We start from the raw sequence: 23,128 nt of genomic DNA, 5'->3' as shown, positions 1-23,128 counted from the left end.
ACGATGGGCACGCCGGCGCCGCCAGAGCACAGAGAACCACCGGTTGGTGCTTGGTGGAATTCCCGTCTCGTCGTCCCGGGACTGATGTTGCTGAGCACGATCCCCTTCTGGTTCGTGCGGACGCCGCCGCTGATCGACTTCCTGGGACATATCGGTCGCTACCACGTGCAGCTTCATCTGGCGGACTCGCCGGCGCTGCAGCGAAACTGGGATTTTCACTGGCACGTGGTTGGCAATCTCGGTGTTGAGCTGCTGATCGTGCCGCTCGCGGGCCTTCTCGGTTTCGACCGCGCCGTTTGGCTGATTGCGCTCGCGCTTCCTCCGCTCATGATCTGGGGAATCGCGCGGATCAGCCGGGCGATGTACGGACAGCTCACGCCTTTCGCCATCGCGGCCGTCTGGTTCACGATGTCCTATCCGTTCCAGCTTGGCTTCGTGAACTATTGGCTGGGCTGTGCCCTGGCATTTCACGTGTTCGCATCCTGGGTCCAGGGAGCACAAAGGAATGGTTCGGCACTACGCGCCGCGCTGTTCGCGGCGGCCTCCTGCCTGGTCTGGTTGGCCCATGCCTATGGCTGGGTCGTTCTGGTCGTTCTCGTCGGCGCCTTTGAGCTCTGCCGGAACTGGCGTCGCGAGCCAAGGGCATGGCCCTCCATGGCGCTTGTCATTCTGCGACGCAGTTGGCCCGTCATGATTCCGGCCGTCCTCATGATCGTTTGGCGCCAAGGCACCGGCGCGGCTTCGACGGGCCATTTCCTTGATATGAGCGCAAAGCTCCTCGGATTGGTGTGGACGCTGCGCGATCAGAATATCGGGCTGGACACGCTGACCCTGCTGCTGGCCATCGGCTTGCTTTATTTTGCAATACGAAGTCGCGACGTTCGGCTGAACCCAGCTCTGCTCGTCGGAGCGGCGATCTTCCTCGTTCTGATCCTGTTGATGCCGGGCCTGATGTTCGGCGCGGTCTATGCCGATGTCCGGCTATGGCCGATCTTCTTCATCGTCGGCCTCACCGCCATCGCGCCCACCGACCGACCGTGGCGTGGCTCCGCCATCGTAGCAGGCATGGCGCTGGCCGTTTTTGGCATCAGGATCGTCGCCATGGCTGTCGGGTTCGCGGCCTATGACGCCAGTTTCGCGCAGCATCTGCAGGCGCTGAATGACGTTCCGCGGGGCGCGAGCATTGCGGTCCTGACACGGCCGCCCTCCTGCGAGCCATGGCGTGCACCGCGTGTGGCGCATCTCGGGTCGCTCGCCATCGTGCAACGGGACGCCTTCGTCAATTCGCAATGGGATGCGTCGGCCGGCCAGCAACTCCTTACGCCGCTCCGTGCGCGCGGCACCGAGTTCAATGCGGATCCATCTCAGTACATCCAGCCGCTTCCGGGCGGCTGCGAGGGCGACCTGAGTGCTGCGCTGGCGCACAGGATCGCGCAAATTCCTCGCGATCGTTTCGAATATGTATGGCTGCTCGACGTCGACGCAGCGCACGTGACGGCCCTGCCGCGATTGCGGCGCCTGTACCAGGGCGGCCGCAGCGCACTGTATCAATTGAACGGCGGATGAGATCTGCGGCGAGGAGAGGGAGGAGGGGTCATCAACTGCGATGCGCGACCACGAACGCAGGACGACGGCTACGTTGTCAGCTTCGCACCGGCCATCAGGATATCGCTGGCGATCTGGCTGGAGCGGATGGCGAATTCGTCGCGGAGGCGCACCGCAGCAGCCGGGTCGCTTTCGAGCACGCGCTGAAACAGGCTGCGCGCGACGCGGATGACCGACGAGTGCTCGATCGCGATCGCGCTCGAGGGCCGCTTCATCGGCACCACCAGCGCGAGTTCGCCGATCAGCGCGCCGGGACCTGCGATCATTTCGGCGCCGGCGCCGTCATCGACCCGAAAGGCGCCGCGCTGGACCACGTAGCCGGCATCGGCGTCGTCGCCGAGATTGAACAGGACGTCGCCGCGAACGAAGTCGCGCTGCTCGGAGCCGATCGCCAGCATGCGCAACGAGGCATCTCCCAACAGGCGCAATGTCGGGACACGCTCGAGAAGCGCTACGTCGTCGTCGATTGACATTCAGGTCCGAGGCTCAAAGGCATGCGATCTAAAACGATTCGCACGCCGCTCAAGCGTATCACGGCACCAGCTTGTAGCCACCGGCTTCCGTCACCAGGATTTCCGGGTTGGCGGCATCCTTCTCGATCTTCTGGCGAAGACGGTAGATGTGGGTTTCCAGCGTGTGGGTGGTGACGCCGGAATTGTAGCCCCAGACCTCCTGGAGCAGGGTCTCGCGCGAGACCGGCATCTGGCCGGCCCGGTAGAGGAAGCGCAGGATCGCCGTCTCCTTCTCCGTCAGCCGCACCTTGCGCGCATTGGCGGCGGTCAGCATTTTGGAGCCCGGGCGGAAGCTGTAGGGCCCGACCGAGAACACGGCATCCTCGCTGGCTTCGTGCTGGCGGAGCTGGGCGCGGATGCGGGCGAGCAGCACGGCGAAGCGGAAGGGTTTTGCGACATAATCGTTGGCGCCGGATTCCAGGCCCAAAATCGTGTCGGAATCGGTGTCGTGCCCGGTCAGCATGATGATCGGGGCCTTGAACCCGCCCTTGCGCAGGGAGCGGACCACCTCGCGGCCGTCGGTGTCGGGCAGGCCGACATCCATCAGGACGAGATCAGGGGAGTTGGCCTTGGCGGCGCTTGCGCCCTTGGCGCCGGTATCGACGGCGGAGGCTTCAAATTCTTCGTGCAGCGATAATTGCTCCACCAACGTATCGCGCAGATCGGTATCGTCATCCACGATCAGGATCTTGCGGGCATTGGCCATAGGGGATCATCCTTTTGGGTCCGGCTCGGCGCGCATACATCCCGCGCCCGGCCGTGATGGGAAAGTTAGGGGTCGCCGTTATTATTGTTGTTCGTGTTGAAGTAGTGGGCTGTTACCGATTCACAAGCCAGAAGCACTCTAACCTAGAATAGCAGGGCGCTTTGATGAATGTCCTGTAATGAATTCGGCATCGCACGTTCACATGAAAAATGAAGTTACTTCAATTGGTTACACGAGGAAACGGCGCTCCGGCCCGCTGGTCGCGATCCGCGTTAAGCCTGCCGCCGGTAATCCGCGCCGGGGCTGGCTGACGGCGGGACAGCTGACAATTCCGGTCGCGTTGGGCCGGGGCGGCATTTTGGCCAACAAACGCGAGGGCGACGGCGGCACCCCAAGGGGCAGCTTCCGGCCGCGGCAATTGTGGTGGCGGGGCGACCGCCACAGCCGCCCGCAGACATTTTTGCCGGCGCGGGCCATCACCGGTGAGGACGGCTGGTGCGAGGACCCCAAAGATCGTCACTACAACCAGCCGATCCGGCTCGGGCGGGAGCAGGGCGGCGACCGACTCAAGCGGACCGACCATCTCTATGACTTCATCATCGAGATCGACCACAACACCAGGCCGCGCATCGCCGGCCGCGGCAGCGCCGTGTTCCTGCATCTGGCCCGCGACAATTTCGGGCCGACTGCGGGCTGCGTCTCCATGACAAGAGGGGCGATGCTACAAGTGCTGCGGCGGATGGGACCGCGGACAAAAATCATCATCGGGTGAGGATACATGCTCGACAGGGATCAGATCGCGGCCGCATCGCGCGTCCTCGTGCAGCATTGGCGCGACGGCAGCAAGCTCGATGCGCTGGAGGCATCCTTGCGGCCGCGGAGCCGCGCCGCGGGTTACGCCGTTCAGGCCGCGCTCGAAATGCAATCGACCGGACAATTGTTCGGCTGGAAGATCGCGGCTACCAGCGAATCCGGACAGAGGCACATCAATGTCGCAGGCCCGATGGCCGGACGCATCTTGAGCGACACCGTCATCGCCGATGGCGGCACAGCTTCGATGCAGGGCAACAGGATGCGCGTCGGCGAACCTGAATTCGCCTTCCGCATGGGGCGCGATCTTCCGCCGCGGTCTGCGCCTTACAGCGTGGAAGAGGTCCTCGCCGCCGTCGATACCTTCCATCCCGCAATCGAGATTCCGGATTCGCGCTTTACCGATTTCGCCAGCGCCGGCGAGGCGCAGCTCATCGCCGACAATGCCTGTGCCCATTTGTTCGTGCTGGGTGCGCCGGCCAAGGCCGATTGGCGCGCGATGGATCTCGTCGAGGAGCGACCCGTGACCATGCTGCGCGATCAGCGCTATGTCGGCCACGGCAAGAACGTGCTCGGCGACCCCCGTGTCGCACTGGCCTGGCTTGCCAACGAGCTGCGCGGGCTCGGCCTTACCTTGAGGGCAGGGGAGGTGGTGACGACTGGCACGTGTCACCCACCGCTGCCGATCCAGGCGGGCGATCATTTCGCGGTGGATTTTGGCGTGTTGGGGAAGGTGTCGGTGGGGTTCGCGTAATCACTGCTGTCGTCCTGGCGAAAGCCAGGACTCACGACCGATCTTCGCTAAACCACTCCCTGGGGTAATGGGTCCTGGCTTTCGCCAGGACGACCAAAATAGACGACAGCGATCACCGATGCCCGAAGATCGCCGACCCCACGCGCACATGCGTGGCGCCGAGCATGATGGCGGTGGCGAAATCGGCGCTCATGCCCATCGAGAGATTCTTCAATCCGTTGCGCGCGGCGATCTTGGCGGTCAGCGCGAAATGCGCGGCCGGCGGCTCGTCGACCGGCGGGATGCACATCAACCCGGTGATGGTCAGCCCATAGCTGTCACGGCAGCGCGCGAGGAACGCGTCGGCCTCGCCGGGCGCGATGCCGGCCTTCTGCGGCTCCTCGCCGGTGTTGATCTGGACGAAGAGCTCGGGATGCTTTTTCTGGGATTCGATTTCCTTGGCTAACGCCTGGCAAATGCTCGGGCGGTCAACCGAATGGATGGCATCGAACAGCGCGACCGCCTCTTTCGCCTTGTTGGATTGCAGCGGCCCGATCAGATGCAGTGCGATATCGGGGTAGGCGGAAGTTAACGACGGCCACTTGCCCTTGGCCTCCTGGACGCGATTCTCGCCGAATACGCGCTGTCCGGCGACGATAACCGGCGTAATTGCATCCGCGGCGAAGGTCTTGGACACCGCGATCAGCGTTACGGAGGTGCGATCGCGCCGCGCCTCCTTGCAGGCACGCGCGATTTCCGCCTCGACGGCGGCGAGCCCGTTTGGTGAATGCCCGGTTAGCGGCGCGGCGTTGGCTTCGGTCATGATGTCGGTCAGCACTGCTTGTTGCGGAGGTAGGTCCAATTTTACCGAGTTCAAGAAAGAGTTTTTGAACCCTTCGCTTTACCTTGCCCGATGGGGTGGGCAGCGAAGATGGCAAGCGTCAGTTTCAACCGCAAACGAGCAAAACTCAAGCAGGTCCTCGGAATCAGGGCGCGGCTTGCGTTGCTCGCGGTGATTCTGGTGGCCCCCTTGATGCTCGAGCGCATCCGTTCGCTCGAAGACACGCGAACGAAGCAGATTGCGCAGGCCGCGGCCGAATTCACCACCGTCGCAAGGCACAGCGCCGACGCGCAGCGTGAAGTGATCTCGTCGGTCGAGACCATACTGAAATCGGAAGCCTTCATCCGCGCCTCCGTCGGCGGCATCAGCAAGAGCTGCGACGTGCTGCGCGCGAGCCTGCCGTCGAACCTTCCATGGATCCGCACGCTTCTGATCGCCGGTCAGGACGGACGCATCCAGTGTGCCACCAACAACATGTATGTCGGCCTCGACCTCAGTGACCGGCCTTACTTCCAGCAGGCCCAGGAAACCGGCCGCTTCGTGCTGAGCGACTTCATCCTGTCGCGGCCGGTGCCGACGCCGACCGTCATGGCGGTTTATCCGGTGTCCGCGTTCAGCGGCGTAGCTGACGCCGTCGTGCTGGCAACGGTCAATCTCGACTGGATGTCGAAGGTCATGAGCAATCTCGGCGGCCGCGCCGGCATCACCGCCGTGCTGGTCGACAGCGCCGGCACCGTGCTGGCCGCGCCGGCCGACCAGCACAGCGCGATCGGCCGTCCGCTCGACAACATGCCGCTGATGTCGGCGATCGCCGACAGGGCGCTGCGTTCGGACCAGGACGAGGGCTCACTCTCTTTCCTCGCCGCCGACGGCTCCCGCCGCGCGGTCAGCTACATCCGCATCGCCGGCACCAACGCCCGCCTGATCGCCAGCATCGACGAGGACAAGGTGTCCGCGGCGGTCAGCCGCGACATCCGCACCGCCTATCTCCAGCTCGCTTTCGTCGTCATGTTCGTCCTGCTCGGCGCGCTGATCGCCGCCGAGAAGCTCGTGATCAAGCCGATCGAGATGCTCGCGGACATGGCCAAGCGTCTCGGCGAGGGTGATTTGTCGGCCCGCGCGGCGCGCAATCGCCTGCCGTCCGAATTCGTGCCGCTGGCGCGCGCGTTCAATGCGATGGCCGCGCAACTGAGCCAGCGCGAACGCGAGCTGATCGCGAGCAACGATCGGCTGACGGTGATGGCATCGATCGACATGCTGTCGGGGCTCGCCAACCGCCGCGGCTTCCAGAGCCGGCTCGATTTCGAATGGATGCGCGCGCAGCAATATGGCAGCGACCTCGCGCTGCTGATGATCGACGTCGACCACTTCAAGCTCTTCAACGACACCTACGGCCACCTCGAAGGCGATTCCTGCCTGACCCGGCTCGGCGAATCGCTGTCCGGCATCGCCGCCGACACGATGGGCTTTGCGGCACGCTATGGCGGCGAGGAATTCTGCCTGCTGCTGCCGAACACCGACGTGACGCGCGCCGTCGAGATCGGCGAACAGGTGCGCGCGGCGGTGCTGAGGCTTTGCCTGCCGCACATCACCTCCGCCCACATGATCGTCACCGTCTCGATCGGCGTCGCCGCGACAAAGCCCAACGAGACCTTGCGGCCCGGCGACCTGATCGAGGCGGCCGACGCCGCGCTCTACGCCGCCAAACACCGCGGCCGCAACAATGTCGTCGAGCACGGCATCATGGTGATCGATAACGGTGCAGCCGCGATCGCGATGGCGGGCTAGCTGGCCGCCAACGCGTTCACGCGTCGAAAGCATTGGCGATGATGGTGGGATTCCCGGTTCCAGCACCCGCACGATTGGCGCCCACGCGTCAATTGGGCACCAAAATGGACCCATCTCCGCAGTGAACCGGACGGCCGGAGCGCGGGACGGGGGAATCTGTCCCAATCCGGCAACCCATTGACCCGTTACAGGCTTTTATGGCCTAGTCCGCCCTCTTTAAGGCGGCCCGAACTCACGAAAACCCAACGATTCCATGACCTCCGAACGCTATAACGCCCGCGACGCCGAACCGCGCTGGCAGGCTGCCTGGGACGAACAGGCGATCTTCGTCTCCAAGAACGACGATTCGCGGCCGAAATACTACGTGCTCGAGATGTTCCCCTACCCGTCCGGGCGCATCCATATCGGCCATGTCCGGAATTACACGCTCGGCGACGTGCTGGCCCGCTTCATGCGCGCCAAGGGGTTCAACGTGCTGCACCCGATGGGCTGGGACGCCTTCGGCCTGCCGGCCGAGAACGCCGCCATCGAGCGCAAGGTCGCGCCGAAAGCCTGGACCTACGACAACATCGCCGCGATGAAGAAGCAGCTCCGCTCGATCGGGCTGTCGCTGGACTGGAGCCGCGAGATCGCGACCTGCGATCCCTCCTACTACAAGCACCAGCAGAAGATGTTCCTGGACTTCCTCCGCGCCGGCCTCGCCGAGCGCGAGAAGCGCAAGGTCAACTGGGACCCCGTCGACATGACCGTGCTCGCCAACGAGCAGGTGATCGACGGCCGCGGCTGGCGTTCGGGCGCCGTTGTCGAACAGCGGGAAATGAACCAGTGGGTCTTCAAGATCACGAAGTATTCGCAGGAGCTGCTCGCCGCGCTGGACGGGTTGGACCGCTGGCCCGACAAGGTGCGGCTGATGCAGCGCAACTGGATCGGCCGCTCCGAAGGCCTGCTGGTCCGCTTCGCGCTGGACCAGGCCACAACGCCGGCCGGCGAGACCGAGCTGAAGATCTTCACGACGCGCCCCGACACGCTGTTCGGCGCCAAGTTCATGGCGATCTCGGCCGATCATCCGCTGGCACAGGCGGCCGCCGCCAAAAATCCCAAGCTCGCCGAGTTCATCGGCGAGATCAAGAAGATCGGCACCGCGCAGGAAGTCATCGACACCGCGGAGAAGCAGGGTTTCGACACCGGCATCCGCGCGGTCCATCCGTTCGACCCGAGCTGGAAGCTGCCGGTCTATGTCGCCAACTTCGTGCTGATGGAATACGGCACGGGCGCCATCTTCGGCTGTCCCGCGCATGACCAGCGCGACCTCGACTTCGTCAACAAGTACAGGCTCGGCAACACGCCGGTGGTGTGCCCCGAAGGCCAGGATCCGAAATCGTTCGTCATCACCGACACCGCCTATGACGGTGACGGCCGCATGATCAATTCGCGCTTCCTCGACGGCATGACCATCGAGCAGGCGAAGGATGAGGTCGCGAAACGTCTTGAAAACGAGCTGCGCGGCAATGCGCCCGTTGGCGAGCGGCAGGTGAATTTCCGCCTGCGCGACTGGGGCATTTCGCGGCAGCGCTATTGGGGCTGCCCGATCCCCGTCATCCATTGCCCGAAATGCGATGTCGTGCCGGTGCCGGATGCCGACCTGCCGGTGAAGCTGCCGGACGACGCGACCTTCGACAAGCCGGGCAATGCGCTCGATCATCACCCGACCTGGAAGCACGTCACCTGCCCCAAATGCGGCGGCAAGGCGCAGCGCGAAACCGACACCATGGACACCTTCGTGGATTCGTCCTGGTACTTTGCGCGCTTCACCGATCCCTGGAACGAGAACGCGCCGACGACGCCCGCGGTCGCCAACCGGATGATGCCGGTCGACCAGTATATCGGCGGCGTCGAGCACGCGATCCTGCATCTGCTCTACAGCCGCTTCTTCGTGCGCGCGATGAAGGCGACCGGCCATATCGCCATGGATGAGCCGTTCGCCGGCATGTTCACCCAGGGCATGGTGGTTCACGAGACCTACCAGAAGGCGGACGGCACCTACGTCCAGCCGGTCGAGGTCAAGATCGACACCGGCGGCAATGGCCGCCGCGCCACGTTGCTGGCCACGGGCGAAGACATCCAGATCGGCGCGATCGAGAAGATGTCGAAGTCGAAGAAGAACACGGTCGACCCCGACGACATCATCGAGACCTACGGTGYCGACGTCGCGCGCTGGTTCATGCTGTCGGACTCCCCGCCGGACCGCGACGTGATCTGGAGCGACGAGCGCGTCCAGGGCGCCTCCCGGTTCGTGCAGCGGCTGTGGCGGCTGGTGAACGAGGCGGCGGAACTCGGCAACGGCGCGCCCGCGGCGCGGCCGGCCTCGTTCGGCCCGGATGCGACCGCCTTGCGCAAGGCCGCCCATGGCGCCCTGGACAAGGTCACCACGGGCATCGAGCGGCTGCACTTCAACGTCTGCCTCGCCCACATCCGCGAATTCGCCAATGCCCTGTCCGAGGCCTTGCAGCGCCCCGGCCAGCCTACCCCGGACCTCGCCTGGGCGATCCGCGAAGCCGGCCAGATCCTGGTCCAGCTGTTCTCCCCGATGATGCCGCATCTGGCCGAGGAGTGCTGGCAGGTGTTGGGCCATGGCGGGCTGGTTTCGGAGGCCAATTGGCCGCAAATCGAACGCGATTTGCTGGTTGAAGACAGCGTGACCCTGGTGGTCCAGGTCAACGGCAAGAAGCGGGGTGAGGTCACGGTTGCAACAGCGGCCCAGAATCCGGAAATCGAGGCTGCCGTTTTGGCCCTCGATGCGGTAAAGCTGGCGCTGGACGGCAAGCCCGTCCGCAAGGTGATCATCGTCCCCAAGAGGATCGTGAATGTTGTCGGCTAGGATCCGCATCGCAGCCCGCCTGCTGGCGGTCGCCGCATTGGCGGCGCTGACGGCCGGCTGCTTCCAGCCGATGTATGCCGATCGTGGCGACGGCACCCCTGGCCTGCGCGACAAGCTGATGGGGGTCGAGCTCCCCCCGATCGCCAAGCCCAATGCCTCCCGCGAAGCCCGGGTCGGCGTGGAAGTCCGCAATGCCCTGGCTTTCAAGCTGTACGGCACGGCCACGGGCATGCCGCCGACCCACCGCCTGGAGATCCGCTTCAACTCCGGCCGGTCGTCCCTGATCGTCAGCCAGGCAACGGGACTGCCGACCAGCGAGAATTACGGCATCGACGCCCAGTACAATTTGATCAACCTGGCGACGGGCCAGTCGGTGATGACCGGCACGACGTTCTCGCGGGTGTCCTATGACATGCCCGGCTCCTACCAGCGCTTCTCCCGCAGCCGCGCCATCCGCGATGCGGAGGATCGTGCCGCCAACGAGATCGCCGAGAACATCAATACCCGGCTCGCCGCGTTCTTCACCGCGGGCACCTGATTCAATTCCGTCATTCCGGGGCATGCGAAGCATGAACCCGGAATCTCGATCTCCAATCTCCGGATTCTCAGGTGCGCAATTGCGCACCGTAGTTCGCCTCTGACGAGGCGCCCCGGAATGACGGGTATCAGACAACATGGTCGCGCTGCGCGGAAAAGAGATCGACGCCTTCCTGGCCCGGCCCGATGCGGGGCGACCGATCATCCTGCTCTATGGTCCTGATGCCGGTCTCGTGCGCGAACGCGCCGATGCGCTGATCGCCTCCGCCGTCGACGACCCCAACGATCCCTTCTCGCTGGTGAAGCTCGACGGCGACGAGCTCTCCGCCGAGCCGTCGCGTCTCGTCGACGAAGCCATGACGGTGCCGCTGTTCGGCGGCCGCCGCGCCATCCGCGTGCGGGCCGGCTCGCGCAGCTTTGCCAGCGGTGTCGACACGCTGGCCGAGATGAGCGTGAAGGATTGCCGCATCGTGATCGAGGCCGGCGAGCTGCGCCCGGAATCGCCGCTGCGCAAAGCCTGCGAGCGCGCCAAGGCCGCCGTGGCGATCGGCTGCTACCCCGACACCGAGCGCGATCTGGCGAAGCTGATGGAGGACGAGCTCCGCATCGCGAATTTGCGCATCGCGCAGGACGCCCGCGCCGCGCTGATGTCCTTTCTCGGCGGCGACCGCCAGGCCTCGCGCAACGAGCTGCGCAAGCTCACGCTCTACGCCCACGGCAAGGGCGAGATCACGCTGGACGACGTGATGGCCGTGGTGGCCGATGCCTCCGAGCTGAAGCTCGACCCGATCGTCGACGGCGCTTTCGCCGGCCGGCCCGACATCGTCGAGACCGAATTCGCAAAGGCCATGATCGCCGGCACCTATCCCGGCGTGATCATCTCGGCTGCGCAACGCCAGGCCGCATGGCTGCACAAATCCGCGCTCGCCATCGCCGATGGCACACCCGCCTCCGCCGTGCTCGATGGCGGATTTCCGCGGCTGCATTTTTCACGAAAGCCGGCGGTCGAAACCGCGTTGCGCAATTTCAGCGTGACGCGGCTTGCCGCCATCATCGAGCAGCTCGCGACCGCCGCGCTCGATACCCGCAAGCAATCCACGCTCGCCGCGGCGATCGCCCAGCGCACGCTGATGGCGATCGCCGCGAACGCAAAGCGGCGGGGGTAAGGCTCGGCTCTCTCCACGTCATTGCGAGCGTAGCGAAACAATCCAGAGTCTCTCCGCGGAAAGATTCTGGATTGCTTCGCTGCGCTCGCAATGACGATGTGGAAGCAGATGTGCGCCACACACTCAGCTGTCGTCCTGGCGAAAGCCAGGACCCATTACCCCAACGAGAGGTTTTGCGAAGATTGTTGGTCCGGTACTGCGACCGGCTCCCATCGAGAGATCACGCGGTATGGGTCCCGGCCTTCGCCGGGACGACCGCGAGGGTCGGCTAAATCGCGCCCTTCGCCAGCCGCTTCATCACTTCGTCGAGCTGGTCGAGGTTGCGGTAGTTGATCTGCACGGAGCCGCCGGGGTCGCGGTGGTTGACGGTGACCTTGAGACCGAGCGCGTCGCTGACGCGCTTTTCCAGATCGATCGTGTCAGGGTCCTTCTCCTTCGCACCGGCGCGCGCCTTTTGCGGCTTGCGTTCCGGCACGCCCTCCTCGTGCGCCAGCGCCTCGGCCTGGCGGACGTTGAGGCCCTCCTCGACGATGCGCTTGGCGGCCGCGAGCGGATCCGGCACGCCGATCAGCGCGCGCGCATGGCCTGCCGACAATTCGCCGGTCGCGATCAAGGCCTGCACCTCGGCCGGCAGCTTGGTCAGCCGCATCATGTTGGCGACGTGGCTGCGGCTCTTGCCGACGGCCTTTGCGATGTCGTCCTGGCTGCGTTTGAACTCGCCCGCGAGCGCGTGATAGCCCTGCGCCTCTTCCATCGGGTTGAGGTCTTCGCGCTGCACGTTCTCGATGATCGCGAATTCCAGCGCATCGCTGTCGCTGATGTCGACCGGCACGATCGGCACTTCATGCAGGCCGGCCATTTGCGAGGCGCGCCAGCGCCGCTCGCCGGCGATGATCTCAAAGCGATCCTGCGCGCCCTTCACCGGACGCACCACGATCGGCTGGATCACGCCGTGCTGCTTGATGGATTCGGACAGCTCCTTGAGCTCGGCCTCCGAAAAGGTCCGGCGCGGATTGCGCGGATTGGGCTTGATGAATTCGATCGGCACCTTGCGCTGCGCGCGCGGCCGGTCGACATGCGCGGCCTCTCCGCCGACGTCGCCGATCAGACTCGCAAGACCCCGGCCCAGTCGCGAACGCGCTTCGTCGGCCATCGCCAGCTCCCTTGGATTCACCAGCAGCACTCCAGAACTGAATTTCGAATTTTCGATCGTAGGGTGGGTTAGCGCAGCGTAACCCACCATTGGCTTGTTCGAGGCGGTACAATTGGTGGGTTACGCCTTCGGCCAACCCACCCTACGGCAGCTTCAATGCGTCGTGCGCAGCTCGCGCTCGCGCTGGATCACTTCGGTGGCGAGCCGCAAATACGCTTCGCTGCCGACGCATTTGAGATCGTAGACCAGCACCGGCTTGCCGTAGGACGGCGCCTCCGAGATGCGCACGTTGCGCGGGATCATGGTCTTGTAGACCTTCTCGCCCATGAACTGCCGGACGTCGGCGACGACCTGGTTCGAGAGGTTGTTGCGCGAGTCGAACATGGTCAGCACGATGCCGTGGATCGACAGGTTCGGATTGAGCGTCGAACGCACCTGCTCGACGGTCTGGAGCAATTGCGACAGACCTTCGAGCGCGAAGAACTCGCATTGCAGCGGCACCAGGATCGCGTCCGACGCCGCCATCGCGTTGACCGTGAGCAGATTGAGCGAGGGCGGACAGTCGATCAGCACATAGGTGTAGTCGGCGTCCGGCGAGACGTTGTTGTTGAGCGAAGAGATCGCATCGCGCAGCTTGAAGGCGCGGCCGGGCGTGGTGCCGAGCTCGAGCTCGAGGCCGGAGAGATCCATGGTCGAGGGCGCGATGTGCAGCCGCGGCACCGCGGTGGCGACCACCGCCTCGCGCAAGGCCGCTTCACCAATCAGCACGTCATAGGTCGAGCAGGAGCGGTTGCGGCGATCAATGCCGAGTCCGGTCGAGGCGTTGCCCTGCGGATCGAGATCGACGATCAGGACACGCTCACCGATCGCTGCGAGCGCCGTGCCGAGATTGATCGCTGTGGTTGTTTTTCCCACGCCGCCCTTCTGATTCGCCAGCGCCAGGATGCGCGGGTGGCCCTGCGGGACCACAGCCTGTTCCTGGGCGGTCTGCTCTTGCTGCGGCTCGTCAATCACGCTCATCGCAATTCCCCATTCGCCCCTGAACGTCTCAGCTGCGCCGTTCGGCGGCATTGAGCTCCACGATCCAGCCGTCTCCGGTACGGCTTTGGTGGAGCTGCGGCTGAATATTCCAATATTTAGCGGCTTCGGTCAATTCAGCCTCTACATCTTGACCCTTCGGAAACAGCGCCTTTGCGCCCTGGCGCATCAGCGGCTCCGCAAAGCCGATGAGTTGATGTAGCGGAGCGAGTGCACGCGCGGTGACGCAATCGACGGGGCCGGTGATTCTATCCACATTATCCCCGATCTCAGCGAGATGTACGACTCCCGGAGATGTGGTGATGCGAATTGCTTCGCGCAGGAACGCCGCCTTCTTGGCGATTCGCTCGACGAGGTGGACGCTGGCGCCCGACGTCCCGGCCATGGCGCAAGCGAGGACGACGCCGGGGAAGCCGCCGCCGCTGCCGAGATCGGCCCAGCGCCTTGCCGATGGCGCGAGGTCAACGAGCTGAAGCGAATCGGCGATGTGCCGGGTCCAGAGATGCGGCAGGGTCGAGGGCGCGACCAGATTGGTCTTCGCCTGCCACTCCCGCAGCAGCGCGATGTAGCGATCGAGCCGGGCCTCGGTTTCACGTGAAACGGATGCGAGCTTCAGCGCTGCGATCTTGTCGGCGGCGATGACGGAGTCCAACGACGGATCGTTGGCGCTGGCCTTGTCGATCTTCGATGTGATCGGTGCAGGTTCGGCTCGGCGCCGGGCGCCCTCACCCGCCGACGGTTTCCCTGATGACGGTCTGCCGCCGGCCGGTCCGCGCTGTTTCACGTGAAACGCCTATGCAATTGCTTTGGAAGTCTTCCGTGCTTCGCGGCGAAGGTACGCCRCAAGGATGCCGAGCGCCGCCGGCGTCATGCCGTCGATCCGGCCGGCCTGGCCGACGGTGAACGGCCGCGCCTTCTCCAGCTTGGCACGGACCTCATTGGAGAGCCCGGGGACCAGCTGGTAGTCGACCTCTGACAGCACCAGCCCCTCGTCGCGCCGGAAGGCTTCGACGTCGGCGCTCTGGCGCTCCAGATAGACATCGTACTTGGCGTCGATCTCCAGATGGGTGGCGATCACAGGGTCGATCGCCGACAGCTCCGGCCAGATCGTGCGGACCTGCTCCCAGCCGATCTCCGGATAGGCCATCAGCTCGAAGGCCGAGCGACGCTGACCATCCCGGTTCAGGGACAGTCCGTGCTTGATCGCCTCGTTCGGGGTGATGGTCAGGGACTTGGAGAGCGCCCGGGCCGCATTCAGGGCGTCCATCTTGGCGCGGTGATGCCGGGTTCGGGCCCCGCCGACGCATCGGAGCGCGACCCCCTTCTCGGTCAGGCGCTGGTCGGCATTGTCGGCCCGCAGGGTCAGCCGGTATTCGGCTCGCGAGGTGAACATCCGATACGGCTCGCTGATCCCGCGGGTGACGAGGTCGTCGATCATCACCCCGAGATAGCCATCGGCGCGGTCGAACACCGTCAACGCGGCGCCACTCGCCGCCAGCGCGGCGTTCAGGCCGGCGACGATGCCCTGGCCGGCGGCCTCCTCGTATCCGGTGGTGCCGTTGATCTGCCCAGCCAGGAACAGGCCGCGCAGACGCTTGGTCTGGAGCGTCGGGTCGAGTTCGCGCGGGTCGACGTGATCGTATTCGATGGCGTAGCCCGGACGGACCATCCTCACCCGCTCCAGGCCGGGAATGCTGGCCAGGATCGCGAGCTGGACCTCCTCCGGCAGCGACGTCGAGATGCCGTTGGGATAGACCGTCGTATCGTCCAGCCCTTCCGGCTCCAGGAAGATCTGGTGGCCGTCACGGTCGCCGAAGCGGACGATCTTGTCCTCGATGGAGGGGCAATAGCGCGGTCCGGAGCTCTTGATCTGGCCGGAGTACATCGGAGAGCGATGAACGTTGGACCGGATCACCTCGTGGGTCGCGGACGTGGTCCGGGTGATCCCGCACTGGATCTGTGGTGTGGTGATCCGCTCCGTCATCACCGAGAACGGCTCCGGCGGCTCGTCTCCGGGTTGCATCTCGACCGCCGACCAGTCGATCGTGGTACCGTCCAGACGGGGCGGAGTGCCGGTCTTGAGCCGTCCAAGAGTGAAGCCGGCGCGCTCAAAGGAGGCCGAAAGACCCATTGCGGGGGCCTCCCCGACACGGCCGGCGGGCCAGTTCTTCTCACCGAGATGGATCAGACCGCGCAGGAAGGTGCCGGTGGTGACGACAACAGCCCCCGCCCCAAGCTCCCGCCCGTCTGCCAGGCGCAAACCAGTCACCCGGCCACCGACCACGATCAGCTCATCGGCCTCGCCTTCGATGACCGAAAGACCCTCGGTCTCGCGGATCGCAGCCTGCATCGCAGCCGCATAGAGCTTGCGATCCGCCTGGGCCCGCGGACCACGGACAGCGGGACCCTTGCGCCGATTAAGAACGCGGAACTGGATGCCGCCGGCGTCCGCGACCCGTCCCATCAGGCCGTCGAGCGCATCGACCTCGCGAACCAGATGGCCTTTCCCGAGACCGCCGATGGCGGGATTGCAGGACATCGCGCCGACGGTCGAGAAACGGTGCGTCACCAGAGCCGTCGTCGCGCCCATCCGGGCAGCAGCAGAAGCGGCTTCACAGCCGGCATGGCCGCCGCCAATCACGATGACGTCGAAGTTCTCTCGCCCTGTACGCATGGGCGGACTTCTAGCTCAGAGTGGAAAAAGCCGGAAGTCAAAACTCGGCGGGCGGTTGTTTCACGTGAAACAGGATACCTCGGAGGACTCCCACGCATTTTTCGCAAAACAACCCCATGCACAGTAGAAGGCGCCTTGAAATGCCTTCTGTTTCACGTGAAACAAATTGGGTCGCGGGAGAAAGATGAGGCGCGAAGGGTTGTTACCTCGGCGCGCGGCCCCGACGAACGACGGCGGCGCCATACTCCGTCATTGCGAGCCACCGGGTCCGCGCGAACGCGCGGCCCGATGACAGGCTCAGCGAAGCAATCCAGAATCCTTCCGCGGAGCTAGCCTGGATTGCTTCGTCGCAAGAGCTCCTCGCAATGACGAGATTGGGGCGCTCATGACTGTCACCGCCGGCATAGCGCGTGTTCCACGTGAAACGGCTTGGAACCCGGCTCAGCCTGTTTCACGTGAAACAACCAAGAAGCGGAACAAGCGCTAATCCTACAATGAAGAACTAGCGCTACTTTCCGATGCAGAATTTCTGGAAAATGGCGCCAAGGACGTCCTCGACGTCCACCCGGCCCAACAGCCGGCCCAGGGCATAGGCTGCGGCGCGCAGCTCTTCGGCGGCGAGTTCCTCGCCCTCTTCTACAAGCTCCAGACTCCGGCGCAAGCTGTCTGACGCCTGGCGCAGCAGGTCCCGCTGGCGCGCCCGGGTCACCAACGCACCCTCGCTTGTTCCAAAGAACTCCGAGGCGAATTTCACCAGCGCGTCGACCAGCTCGGGAATGCCATCGCCCCGGCTGGCCGAGATCCCGAACTCGCCGCCTGGCCCGCCGCCGGCGTCAACGAGGTCGATCTTGTTGCGCACGATCCAGACCGAGCCGCCGGACCGATCGATCTTGCCGGACGCCTTCCGCAGCGATCGCATTGCCTCGGGATCGATGGCCTGCCGTCCTTCCGCCAGCCACAGCACCAGGTCGGCGTCCTCGGCCCGCGCCCGGGCCCGCCGCACACCCTCCTGCTCTACCGGATCATCGGTCTCGCGAATGCCGGCGGTGTCGATCACCGTGACGGGATAACCGTCGAGATCGAGCTGCACCTCGATCACGTCGCGCGTCGTGCCGGCATGCGGCGAAACGATCGCGACGTCGCGGCGCGCGAGCTGGTTGATCAGCGTCGACTTGCCGACATTCGGCTCGCCCGCGATCGCAACCACCAGGCCGTCACGCAGGCGTTCAGAATGTCCCTGCGCCGCAAGGACTTTTGTGATTTCTTCATGCAGCGCTTTGATCGCCTTCACGGCCGGCGCCCTCAGCTCCGCGGGCACATCGCCCTCATCGGAAAAATCGATGCCGGCCTCGATCAGCGCCGAGGCCTCGATGATACGCTCGCGCCAGTCGCGCGCACGATCGCCCAGCAGGCCCTGCAACTGCCGCAGCGCTTGGCGCCGCTGCCGGTCGGTGTCGGCGTGGATGAGATCGTCGAGGCCCTCGGCCTCGGTCAGATCGAGCTTGCCGTTCTCGAAGGCGCGCCGCGTGAACTCGCCGGGCTCGGCCGCCCGGACATTCTGAATTTCAGAAATTGCGGCGAGGAGCGCCGACAGCACGGCACGGCCGCCATGGACGTGAAATTCGGCGACGTCCTCGCCGGTCGCGCTAGCCGGCCCCGGAAACCACAGCACGACCGCATCGTCGATCGGCTGCCCTTTCCGGTCCCGGAGCAGCCGGCGGCCCGCGAGCCTGGGCGCAGGCAGCTTCCCCGCGAGTGTCGTCAGCGCGGGCCCTGCCTGCGGGCCGGAGACCCGCACGACGGCGATCGCGCTCGGAGGCCTGCCTGACGACAGCGCAAAGATGGTCTGGTCCCGCGGGTGCATGGCCTATTTGTCCGGCTACCGGCGAAAAGGCAAATATCGTTTCATGACCGCGAGACCTTCGTTTGCTGCGATTATCCCGCAGCAAACGCTCTATGTTGCGTTGCAGCATAAGGACGCTGCATTTTGCTGCGGGTTTTCCCAGCTCAACCCACCCAGGCGTGGCCGATAAAGAATATCAGTGAGTAAAACCAAATACTTGATTGACATCCCGAGAACCTGTCGGGCGCTCCTTTTGCTGCACTTTGCTGCAGCAAAGCCGCACAAAACGAAAAGGGCGCCCGAAGGCGCCCTCTGATCCCTTGCTGCGGCCAGCTCAGGTGTTCATCGAGTCGAAGAACTCGGAATTGCTCTTGGTCGAGCGCAGCTTGTCGAGCAGGAAGTCGATCGCATCCATCGTCCCCATCGGGTTCAGGATGCGGCGGAGCACGTACATCTTCTTGAGCACCTGCGGATCGGTGATGAGCTCCTCCTTGCGGGTGCCGGAGCGGGAGATGTCGATCGCCGGGAAGGTCCGCTTGTCCGAGACCTTGCGGTCCAGGATCAGCTCCGAGTTGCCGGTGCCCTTGAACTCTTCGAAGATGACTTCGTCCATGCGGCTGCCGGTATCGACCAGCGCGGTCGCGATGATGGTCAACGAGCCGCCCTCCTCGATGTTACGGGCGGCACCGAAGAAGCGCTTCGGGCGCTGGAGCGCGTTGGCGTCGACACCGCCGGTCAGCACCTTGCCGGATGACGGCACCACGGTGTTGTAGGCGCGGCCCAGACGCGTGATCGAGTCGAGCAGGATCACCACGTCGCGGCCGTGTTCGACCAGGCGCTTGGCTTTCTCGATCACCATCTCGGCGACCTGGACGTGGCGCACGGCCGGTTCGTCGAAGGTCGATGACACGACCTCGCCCTTCACCGAACGCTGCATGTCCGTGACTTCTTCCGGACGTTCGTCGATCAGCAGCACGATCAGATAGCATTCGGGATGATTGTGCGTGATCGAGTGCGCGATGTTCTGCATCAGCACGGTCTTGCCGGTGCGCGGCGGCGCGACGATCAGTGCGCGCTGGCCCTTGCCGATCGGCGCGACGATGTCGATCACCCTTGCAGAAAGGTCTTTTCGCGTCGGATCGTCGATCTCCATGCGAAAGCGCTGATTGGGAAACAGCGGCGTGAGGTTGTCGAAATTGACCTTGTGCTTGGCCTTTTCCGGATCCTCGAAGTTGAGCGTGTTGACCTTCAGCAACGCGAAATAGCGCTCGCCCTCTTTCGGGCTGCGGATGTGACCTTCGATGGTGTCGCCAGTGCGCAGGCCGAAGCGGCGGATCTGCGAGGGCGAGACGTAGATGTCGTCCGGGCCCGGCAGATAATTGGCGTCAGGCGAGCGGAGGAAGCCGAAGCCGTCGGACAGCACCTCGACGACGCCTTCGCCGACGATGTCGGTTTCCGCCAGCGCAAGCTGCTTGAGGATGGCGAACAGCAGCTCCTGCTTGCGCATGGTGCTGGCATTCTCGACCCCGTTCTCTTCCGCGAACGAGACAAGCTCGGCCGGCGTCTTCGACTTGAGGTCCTGGAGTTTAATTTCCCGCATTGGGGTGGTCCTGTGGGGTAACCTTGGGAGGGGGTGCGAGGAGGCTCGGAAATGCGGACGTGAGAAGGTAAGGTCCGCAGGTCTGGCAAGGTGAGCGCCGGGTGAGGCTTCAAACCTGATGCGGTGTCCGGCCTCTGGAAAGCTCAGACACAACCACATCCGCCTGCGTTGGGTGGGATATCGCCAATATAGAAAATCGCTCCTCACTCCGCAAGCCGAAGCGCTGAGCGATCGTTCACGATCCTTGCCTAGAACGGCTTCACGATCACCATGATGACGATGAGAATCATCAGGACGGTCGGCACCTCATTGATAATCCGATAGAATTTCTGGGTCCGCAGGCGCCGGTCGGCGGCGAAATCCTTTAGCCAGCGCGAAAAAAAGCCGTGGACCGCGGACAGCGCCAGGACCAGTGCAAGTTTTACGTGCAGCCAGGGCGACGCGAACCAGTGGCCGGACCAGGCGAGGTAGAGCCCGGCGAGCCAGGTGACGGTCATGGCGGGATTGATGATCGCCTTGAGCAGCCGCCGTTCCATGACCTTGAACGTCTCCGACTGCTTCGAGCCGACCTCCGCGTCGCAGTGATAGACGAACAGCCGCGGCAGATAGAGCATGCCGGCCATCCAGGAGATGACGGCGATCACGTGCAGCGCCTTGATCCAGAGATAGACGTTTTCAAACATTCCCAGCATCCAAATTTGCGCCCGGCCTTCCGGTGGCTGGGGATAGTAAGAACTCGTTAAGGTCTTCCAGCGCACAGATATCCATCTGGAGCGCCCTTCTCCAATAAAGAATCTTAGAATCTTAAGGTTTGAGTCTTAGTGACGGTGGATTGGACTCACGCAATGCCGTCCGCCGCTTCACGCGCGCTTGTTCACATCCATCAACATGTCCCGCGAAGGTCCGGCCTGCCCGGATAAGTCGTCCGGCCTCAAGGGCTTGCGCGCGGCTGTCGGCAGCTTATCAAGGGGGTTGTCCGCGCAATCCCGTTTCTGCTTTGCCCGGGCGTCGAAGTTGTTCTGACGGGCAGTGGTGTGAAGAAAATTGGCACTTGTCCCGCCCCTGGTGTCGCGCAACCCTTTCCGAGGGGTTAAGGTCCACAGAAATCCACAAACCACACCGCCTCCATACAAAGAGTTTTTGTGCCGACTTCGAGCAATTATTTCCATCTCCACCTCGTCTCCGACTCAACCGGTGAGACGCTGATCACCGTGGCGCGCGCGGTCGCGGCGCAATACGCCGCCGTGACGCCGGTCGAGCATGTCTATCCGCTGGTACGCAGCCAGAAGCAGCTCGATCGCGTGCTCGACGAGATCGAGGAAGCGCCGGGAATCGTGCTGTTCACGCTGCTCGAGAAGGATCTGGTCTCGAGGCTCGAGGACAAGTGCAAGGGGATCAATGTCCCGAGCCTGTCGATCATCGGTCCGGTGATGCAGTTGTTCGAAGCCTATCTCGGGGCGGCGACGACCGGCCGGGTCGGCGCCCAGCACGTCCTCAATGCAGAATATTTCAAGCGCATCGATGCGCTGAACTACACGATGATCCATGACGACGGCCAGCATGTCGAAGGACTTGACGATGCGGACGTCGTGCTCGTCGGTGTCTCCCGCACCTCGAAGACGCCGACGTCGATCTATCTCGCCAATCGCGGCATCCGCACCGCCAACGTGCCGCTGGTGCCRGGCATTCCGGTGCCGCCGCAACTGGAGACGTTGACGCGGCCGCTGGTGGTGAGCCTGCACGCAACGCCGGAACGCCTGATCCAGGTTCGTCAGAACCGTCTGCTGTCGATGGGCGCCAGCTCCGGCAGCGACACCTATACCGACAGGCAGGCGGTTGCCGACGAGGTCGCGTTTGCCCGCAAGCTGAGCGCCAAGCACGATTGGCCGCTGCTCGACGTCACCCGTCGCTCGATCGAGGAAACCGCCGCGGCGATCATGAAGCTGTACACCGACCGGCAACGCAACCGCCCTTCCGAATAAGTGCTGGCGATGGGTCTCTGGCGCAGCAAATCTCCGTTGATCCTCGCCTCGCAAAGTGCGGCGCGCAAAATGTTGCTGGCCAATGCCGGGCTGGAGTTCAAGGCGATTACGGCCGATATCGACGAGCGCGGCATCCAGGCCGCCTCCAGGCTTTCGGCACCGCGCGACATCGGCCTGTTGCTGGCGTGCGAAAAGGCCAAGGCTGTTTCAGTGCATCATCCCGGCAGCTATGTGATCGGCGCCGACCAGACGTTGGCTCTCGGCGATCGTCTGTTCAACAAGCCCGCAGGCCGCGCCCAGGCCATGACGCAATTGCGCGAGCTCGCCGGCAAGAGCCACGAGTTGAATTCGGCCGTGGCCGTGGCGCGCGACGGCCAGATTATTTTCGAGGACGTCGCGGTGGCCCGCATGACCATGCGCCAAATGTCCGAGCCGGAGCTTTCGGCCTATCTCGATGTCGCCGGCGATGCCGTGACGTCAAGCGTCGGCGCCTATCAGCTCGAGGGCGTGGGAATCCACTTGTTCGAGCGAATCGAGGGCGATCACTTCACCATTCTCGGCCTGCCGCTGCTGCCGCTGCTTGCGTTCCTGCGGCGTGAGCGGCTAGTTGCGGTGTGAATGGCAGAGATGGCTGTGCGCTGATGCGGATTTTGGGACTGACCGGCTCGATCGGGATGGGAAAATCCACCACCGCGAAACTGTTCGCGGAGGCCGGTGTGCCCGTCTACGACGCCGATGCCGCCGTCCATCAACTCTACGAAGGTGAGGCCGCTCCCGCGATCGAAGCCGCATTCCCGGGTACCACCGCCAACGGCAAGGTCGATCGGCCGAAACTGTCCGCGCGCGTGGTGCACGATCCCGCCGCGATCAAGCAGCTGGAGCAGATCGTCCACCCGATGCTCGGTGCTTCCCGCCAGAAATTCTTCGCCGACGCGGAAGCCGCCAAGGCGCCGGTCGTGGTCCTCGACATTCCGCTGCTGTTCGAGACCGGCGGTGAAAAACGCGTCGACGCCGTGGTCGTGGTGTCGACCTCGCCGGAACTTCAGCGCGAGCGCGTGCTGGCGCGGGGCACCATGGACGCGGCGAAGCTCGACGCCATCATCGCCAAGCAGACGCCCGATGCAGAGAAGCGCAAGCGCGCCGATTTCGTGGTGGATACGTCACACGGACTCGAGCCGGTGCGCGCGCAAATCAGGGACATTCTGGCCGAGGTCGTTAAGATGCCGCAGCGGCGAGCCTGATTCGCCGCCTCACACGGCCTC

20 protein-coding genes are annotated in these 23,128 nt (G+C 64.3%); 10 read left to right on the top strand and 10 right to left on the bottom strand.

What is annotated here, in order from left to right; genetic code table 11:
* Window positions 1–3: 3 nt before the first annotated feature.
* Window positions 4–1,566: a hypothetical protein gene (locus ACXJMY_RS22215; protein WP_456621482.1), complete on the top strand. Its 1,563-nt coding sequence runs from the start codon at window positions 4–6 to the stop codon at window positions 1,564–1,566.
* A 68-nt stretch (window positions 1,567–1,634) separates the two neighbouring features.
* Here the strand turns inward: ACXJMY_RS22215 and ACXJMY_RS22210 are convergent, their stop codons facing one another.
* Both ACXJMY_RS22210 and ACXJMY_RS22205 read right to left on the bottom strand, forming a co-directional pair.
* Window positions 1,635–2,078 carry a cyclic nucleotide-binding domain-containing protein gene (locus ACXJMY_RS22210; RefSeq protein WP_456621481.1) on the bottom strand — a complete coding sequence of 148 codons (444 nt, stop codon included), beginning with the start codon at window positions 2,076–2,078 and terminating at the stop codon, window positions 1,635–1,637.
* A gap of 58 nt (window positions 2,079–2,136) precedes the next feature.
* Complete coding sequence (locus tag ACXJMY_RS22205; protein ID WP_008142830.1) at window positions 2,137–2,823, bottom strand: response regulator transcription factor; 687 nt, start codon at window positions 2,821–2,823, stop codon at window positions 2,137–2,139.
* A 202-nt stretch (window positions 2,824–3,025) separates the two neighbouring features.
* On the opposite strand from ACXJMY_RS22205, the gene ACXJMY_RS22200 reads away from it, so the two are divergent.
* Complete coding sequence (locus ACXJMY_RS22200; protein WP_456621534.1) at window positions 3,026–3,595, top strand: L,D-transpeptidase family protein; 570 nt, start codon at window positions 3,026–3,028, stop codon at window positions 3,593–3,595.
* Between the two features lie 6 nt (window positions 3,596–3,601).
* A complete protein-coding gene (locus ACXJMY_RS22195) occupies window positions 3,602–4,387 on the top strand; it encodes a 2-keto-4-pentenoate hydratase (RefSeq protein ID WP_456621480.1) in 786 nt (261 codons plus the stop codon).
* 112 nt (window positions 4,388–4,499) lie between these two features.
* Here ACXJMY_RS22195 and ACXJMY_RS22190 read toward each other — a convergent pair whose 3' ends face one another.
* On the bottom strand, window positions 4,500–5,189 hold the full coding sequence (locus tag ACXJMY_RS22190) for a YggS family pyridoxal phosphate-dependent enzyme (RefSeq protein WP_456621533.1): 690 nt from the start codon (window positions 5,187–5,189) through the stop codon (window positions 4,500–4,502).
* Window positions 5,190–5,297: 108 nt separating this feature from the next.
* On the opposite strand from ACXJMY_RS22190, the gene ACXJMY_RS22185 reads away from it, so the two are divergent.
* The 4 genes from ACXJMY_RS22185 (at window position 5,298) to holA (ending at window position 11,576) form a co-directional block, all read left to right on the top strand.
* Entirely contained in the window at window positions 5,298–6,995 is a 1,698-nt protein-coding gene (locus tag ACXJMY_RS22185; RefSeq protein WP_456621479.1) for a diguanylate cyclase domain-containing protein, read from the top strand.
* Window positions 6,996–7,248: 253 nt separating this feature from the next.
* On the top strand, window positions 7,249–9,873 hold the full coding sequence (leuS, locus tag ACXJMY_RS22180; RefSeq protein ID WP_456621478.1) for a leucine--tRNA ligase: 2,625 nt from the start codon (window positions 7,249–7,251) through the stop codon (window positions 9,871–9,873).
* Window positions 9,860–10,411, top strand: a complete 552-nt coding sequence (lptE, locus tag ACXJMY_RS22175) for an LPS assembly lipoprotein LptE (RefSeq protein WP_456621477.1) — start codon at window positions 9,860–9,862, stop codon at window positions 10,409–10,411. The genes leuS and lptE overlap by 14 nt, the downstream gene beginning before the upstream one ends.
* Window positions 10,412–10,547: 136 nt before the next feature.
* The gene (holA, locus tag ACXJMY_RS22170) at window positions 10,548–11,576 is read left to right on the top strand and encodes a DNA polymerase III subunit delta (protein ID WP_456621476.1); all 1,029 of its coding nucleotides are present in this window, start codon (window positions 10,548–10,550) and stop codon (window positions 11,574–11,576) included.
* Between the two features lie 268 nt (window positions 11,577–11,844).
* On the opposite strand, the gene ACXJMY_RS22165 is transcribed toward holA, so the two are convergent.
* The 7 genes from ACXJMY_RS22165 to hemJ all read right to left on the bottom strand — a co-directional run bounded on the left by ACXJMY_RS22165 (window position 11,845) and on the right by hemJ (window position 20,567).
* Window positions 11,845–12,729, bottom strand: a complete 885-nt coding sequence (locus tag ACXJMY_RS22165; RefSeq protein ID WP_456621475.1) for a ParB/RepB/Spo0J family partition protein — start codon at window positions 12,727–12,729, stop codon at window positions 11,845–11,847.
* Between the two features lie 153 nt (window positions 12,730–12,882).
* Complete coding sequence (locus ACXJMY_RS22160) at window positions 12,883–13,749, bottom strand: ParA family protein (RefSeq protein WP_456621474.1); 867 nt, start codon at window positions 13,747–13,749, stop codon at window positions 12,883–12,885.
* 28 nt (window positions 13,750–13,777) lie between these two features.
* Window positions 13,778–14,419: a 16S rRNA (guanine(527)-N(7))-methyltransferase RsmG gene (rsmG, locus tag ACXJMY_RS22155; RefSeq protein ID WP_456621473.1), complete on the bottom strand. Its 642-nt coding sequence runs from the start codon at window positions 14,417–14,419 to the stop codon at window positions 13,778–13,780.
* Window positions 14,420–14,560: 141 nt separating this feature from the next.
* Window positions 14,561–16,441 carry a tRNA uridine-5-carboxymethylaminomethyl(34) synthesis enzyme MnmG gene (gene mnmG, locus ACXJMY_RS22150; RefSeq protein ID WP_456621472.1) on the bottom strand — a complete coding sequence of 627 codons (1,881 nt, stop codon included), beginning with the start codon at window positions 16,439–16,441 and terminating at the stop codon, window positions 14,561–14,563.
* Between the two features lie 508 nt (window positions 16,442–16,949).
* On the bottom strand, window positions 16,950–18,305 hold the full coding sequence (gene mnmE, locus ACXJMY_RS22145; RefSeq protein WP_456621471.1) for a tRNA uridine-5-carboxymethylaminomethyl(34) synthesis GTPase MnmE: 1,356 nt from the start codon (window positions 18,303–18,305) through the stop codon (window positions 16,950–16,952).
* 313 nt (window positions 18,306–18,618) lie between these two features.
* Entirely contained in the window at window positions 18,619–19,884 is a 1,266-nt protein-coding gene (rho, locus tag ACXJMY_RS22140; RefSeq protein ID WP_166811593.1) for a transcription termination factor Rho, read from the bottom strand.
* A gap of 248 nt (window positions 19,885–20,132) precedes the next feature.
* Window positions 20,133–20,567, bottom strand: coding sequence for a protoporphyrinogen oxidase HemJ (gene hemJ, locus ACXJMY_RS22135; RefSeq protein WP_456621470.1), 435 nt, complete (start codon window positions 20,565–20,567; stop codon window positions 20,133–20,135).
* A 459-nt stretch (window positions 20,568–21,026) separates the two neighbouring features.
* Here hemJ and ACXJMY_RS22130 point away from each other — a divergent pair, with 459 nt between their 5' ends.
* From ACXJMY_RS22130 to coaE, 3 genes are read left to right on the top strand one after another with little or no spacing between them, the layout of a single operon-like run.
* Window positions 21,027–21,866, top strand: a complete 840-nt coding sequence (locus ACXJMY_RS22130; RefSeq protein ID WP_456621469.1) for a pyruvate, water dikinase regulatory protein — start codon at window positions 21,027–21,029, stop codon at window positions 21,864–21,866.
* Window positions 21,867–21,875: 9 nt separating this feature from the next.
* The gene (locus ACXJMY_RS22125) at window positions 21,876–22,484 is read left to right on the top strand and encodes a Maf family protein (RefSeq protein ID WP_456621468.1); all 609 of its coding nucleotides are present in this window, start codon (window positions 21,876–21,878) and stop codon (window positions 22,482–22,484) included.
* Window positions 22,485–22,507: 23 nt separating this feature from the next.
* Window positions 22,508–23,107, top strand: a complete 600-nt coding sequence (gene coaE / locus ACXJMY_RS22120) for a dephospho-CoA kinase (protein ID WP_456621467.1) — start codon at window positions 22,508–22,510, stop codon at window positions 23,105–23,107.
* Window positions 23,108–23,128 lie beyond the last annotated feature (21 nt).

The organism is Bradyrhizobium sp. P5_C12, assembly GCF_054049735.1.
This window is presented reverse-complemented; position numbering and strand designations above follow the sequence as displayed.

Excerpts from the sequence above, each read along its gene's own strand:
- ACXJMY_RS22215 (WP_456621482.1), top strand. The coding sequence starts at position 4 with ATGGGCACGCCGGCGCCGCCAGAGCACAGAGAACCACCGGTTGGTGCT.
- ACXJMY_RS22210 (WP_456621481.1), bottom strand. The coding sequence starts at position 2,078 with ATGTCAATCGACGACGACGTAGCGCTTCTCGAGCGTGTCCCGACATTG.
- ACXJMY_RS22205 (WP_008142830.1), bottom strand. The coding sequence starts at position 2,823 with ATGGCCAATGCCCGCAAGATCCTGATCGTGGATGACGATACCGATCTG.
- ACXJMY_RS22200 (WP_456621534.1), top strand. The coding sequence starts at position 3,026 with ATGAAAAATGAAGTTACTTCAATTGGTTACACGAGGAAACGGCGCTCC.
- ACXJMY_RS22195 (WP_456621480.1), top strand. The coding sequence starts at position 3,602 with ATGCTCGACAGGGATCAGATCGCGGCCGCATCGCGCGTCCTCGTGCAG.
- ACXJMY_RS22190 (WP_456621533.1), bottom strand. The coding sequence starts at position 5,189 with ATGACCGAAGCCAACGCCGCGCCGCTAACCGGGCATTCACCAAACGGG.
- ACXJMY_RS22185 (WP_456621479.1), top strand. The coding sequence starts at position 5,298 with ATGGCAAGCGTCAGTTTCAACCGCAAACGAGCAAAACTCAAGCAGGTC.
- lptE (WP_456621477.1), top strand. The coding sequence starts at position 9,860 with ATGTTGTCGGCTAGGATCCGCATCGCAGCCCGCCTGCTGGCGGTCGCC.
- holA (WP_456621476.1), top strand. The coding sequence starts at position 10,548 with ATGGTCGCGCTGCGCGGAAAAGAGATCGACGCCTTCCTGGCCCGGCCC.
- ACXJMY_RS22165 (WP_456621475.1), bottom strand. The coding sequence starts at position 12,729 with ATGGCCGACGAAGCGCGTTCGCGACTGGGCCGGGGTCTTGCGAGTCTG.
- ACXJMY_RS22160 (WP_456621474.1), bottom strand. The coding sequence starts at position 13,749 with ATGAGCGTGATTGACGAGCCGCAGCAAGAGCAGACCGCCCAGGAACAG.
- mnmE (WP_456621471.1), bottom strand. The coding sequence starts at position 18,305 with ATGCACCCGCGGGACCAGACCATCTTTGCGCTGTCGTCAGGCAGGCCT.
- rho (WP_166811593.1), bottom strand. The coding sequence starts at position 19,884 with ATGCGGGAAATTAAACTCCAGGACCTCAAGTCGAAGACGCCGGCCGAG.
- hemJ (WP_456621470.1), bottom strand. The coding sequence starts at position 20,567 with ATGTTTGAAAACGTCTATCTCTGGATCAAGGCGCTGCACGTGATCGCC.
- ACXJMY_RS22125 (WP_456621468.1), top strand. The coding sequence starts at position 21,876 with ATGGGTCTCTGGCGCAGCAAATCTCCGTTGATCCTCGCCTCGCAAAGT.
- coaE (WP_456621467.1), top strand. The coding sequence starts at position 22,508 with ATGCGGATTTTGGGACTGACCGGCTCGATCGGGATGGGAAAATCCACC.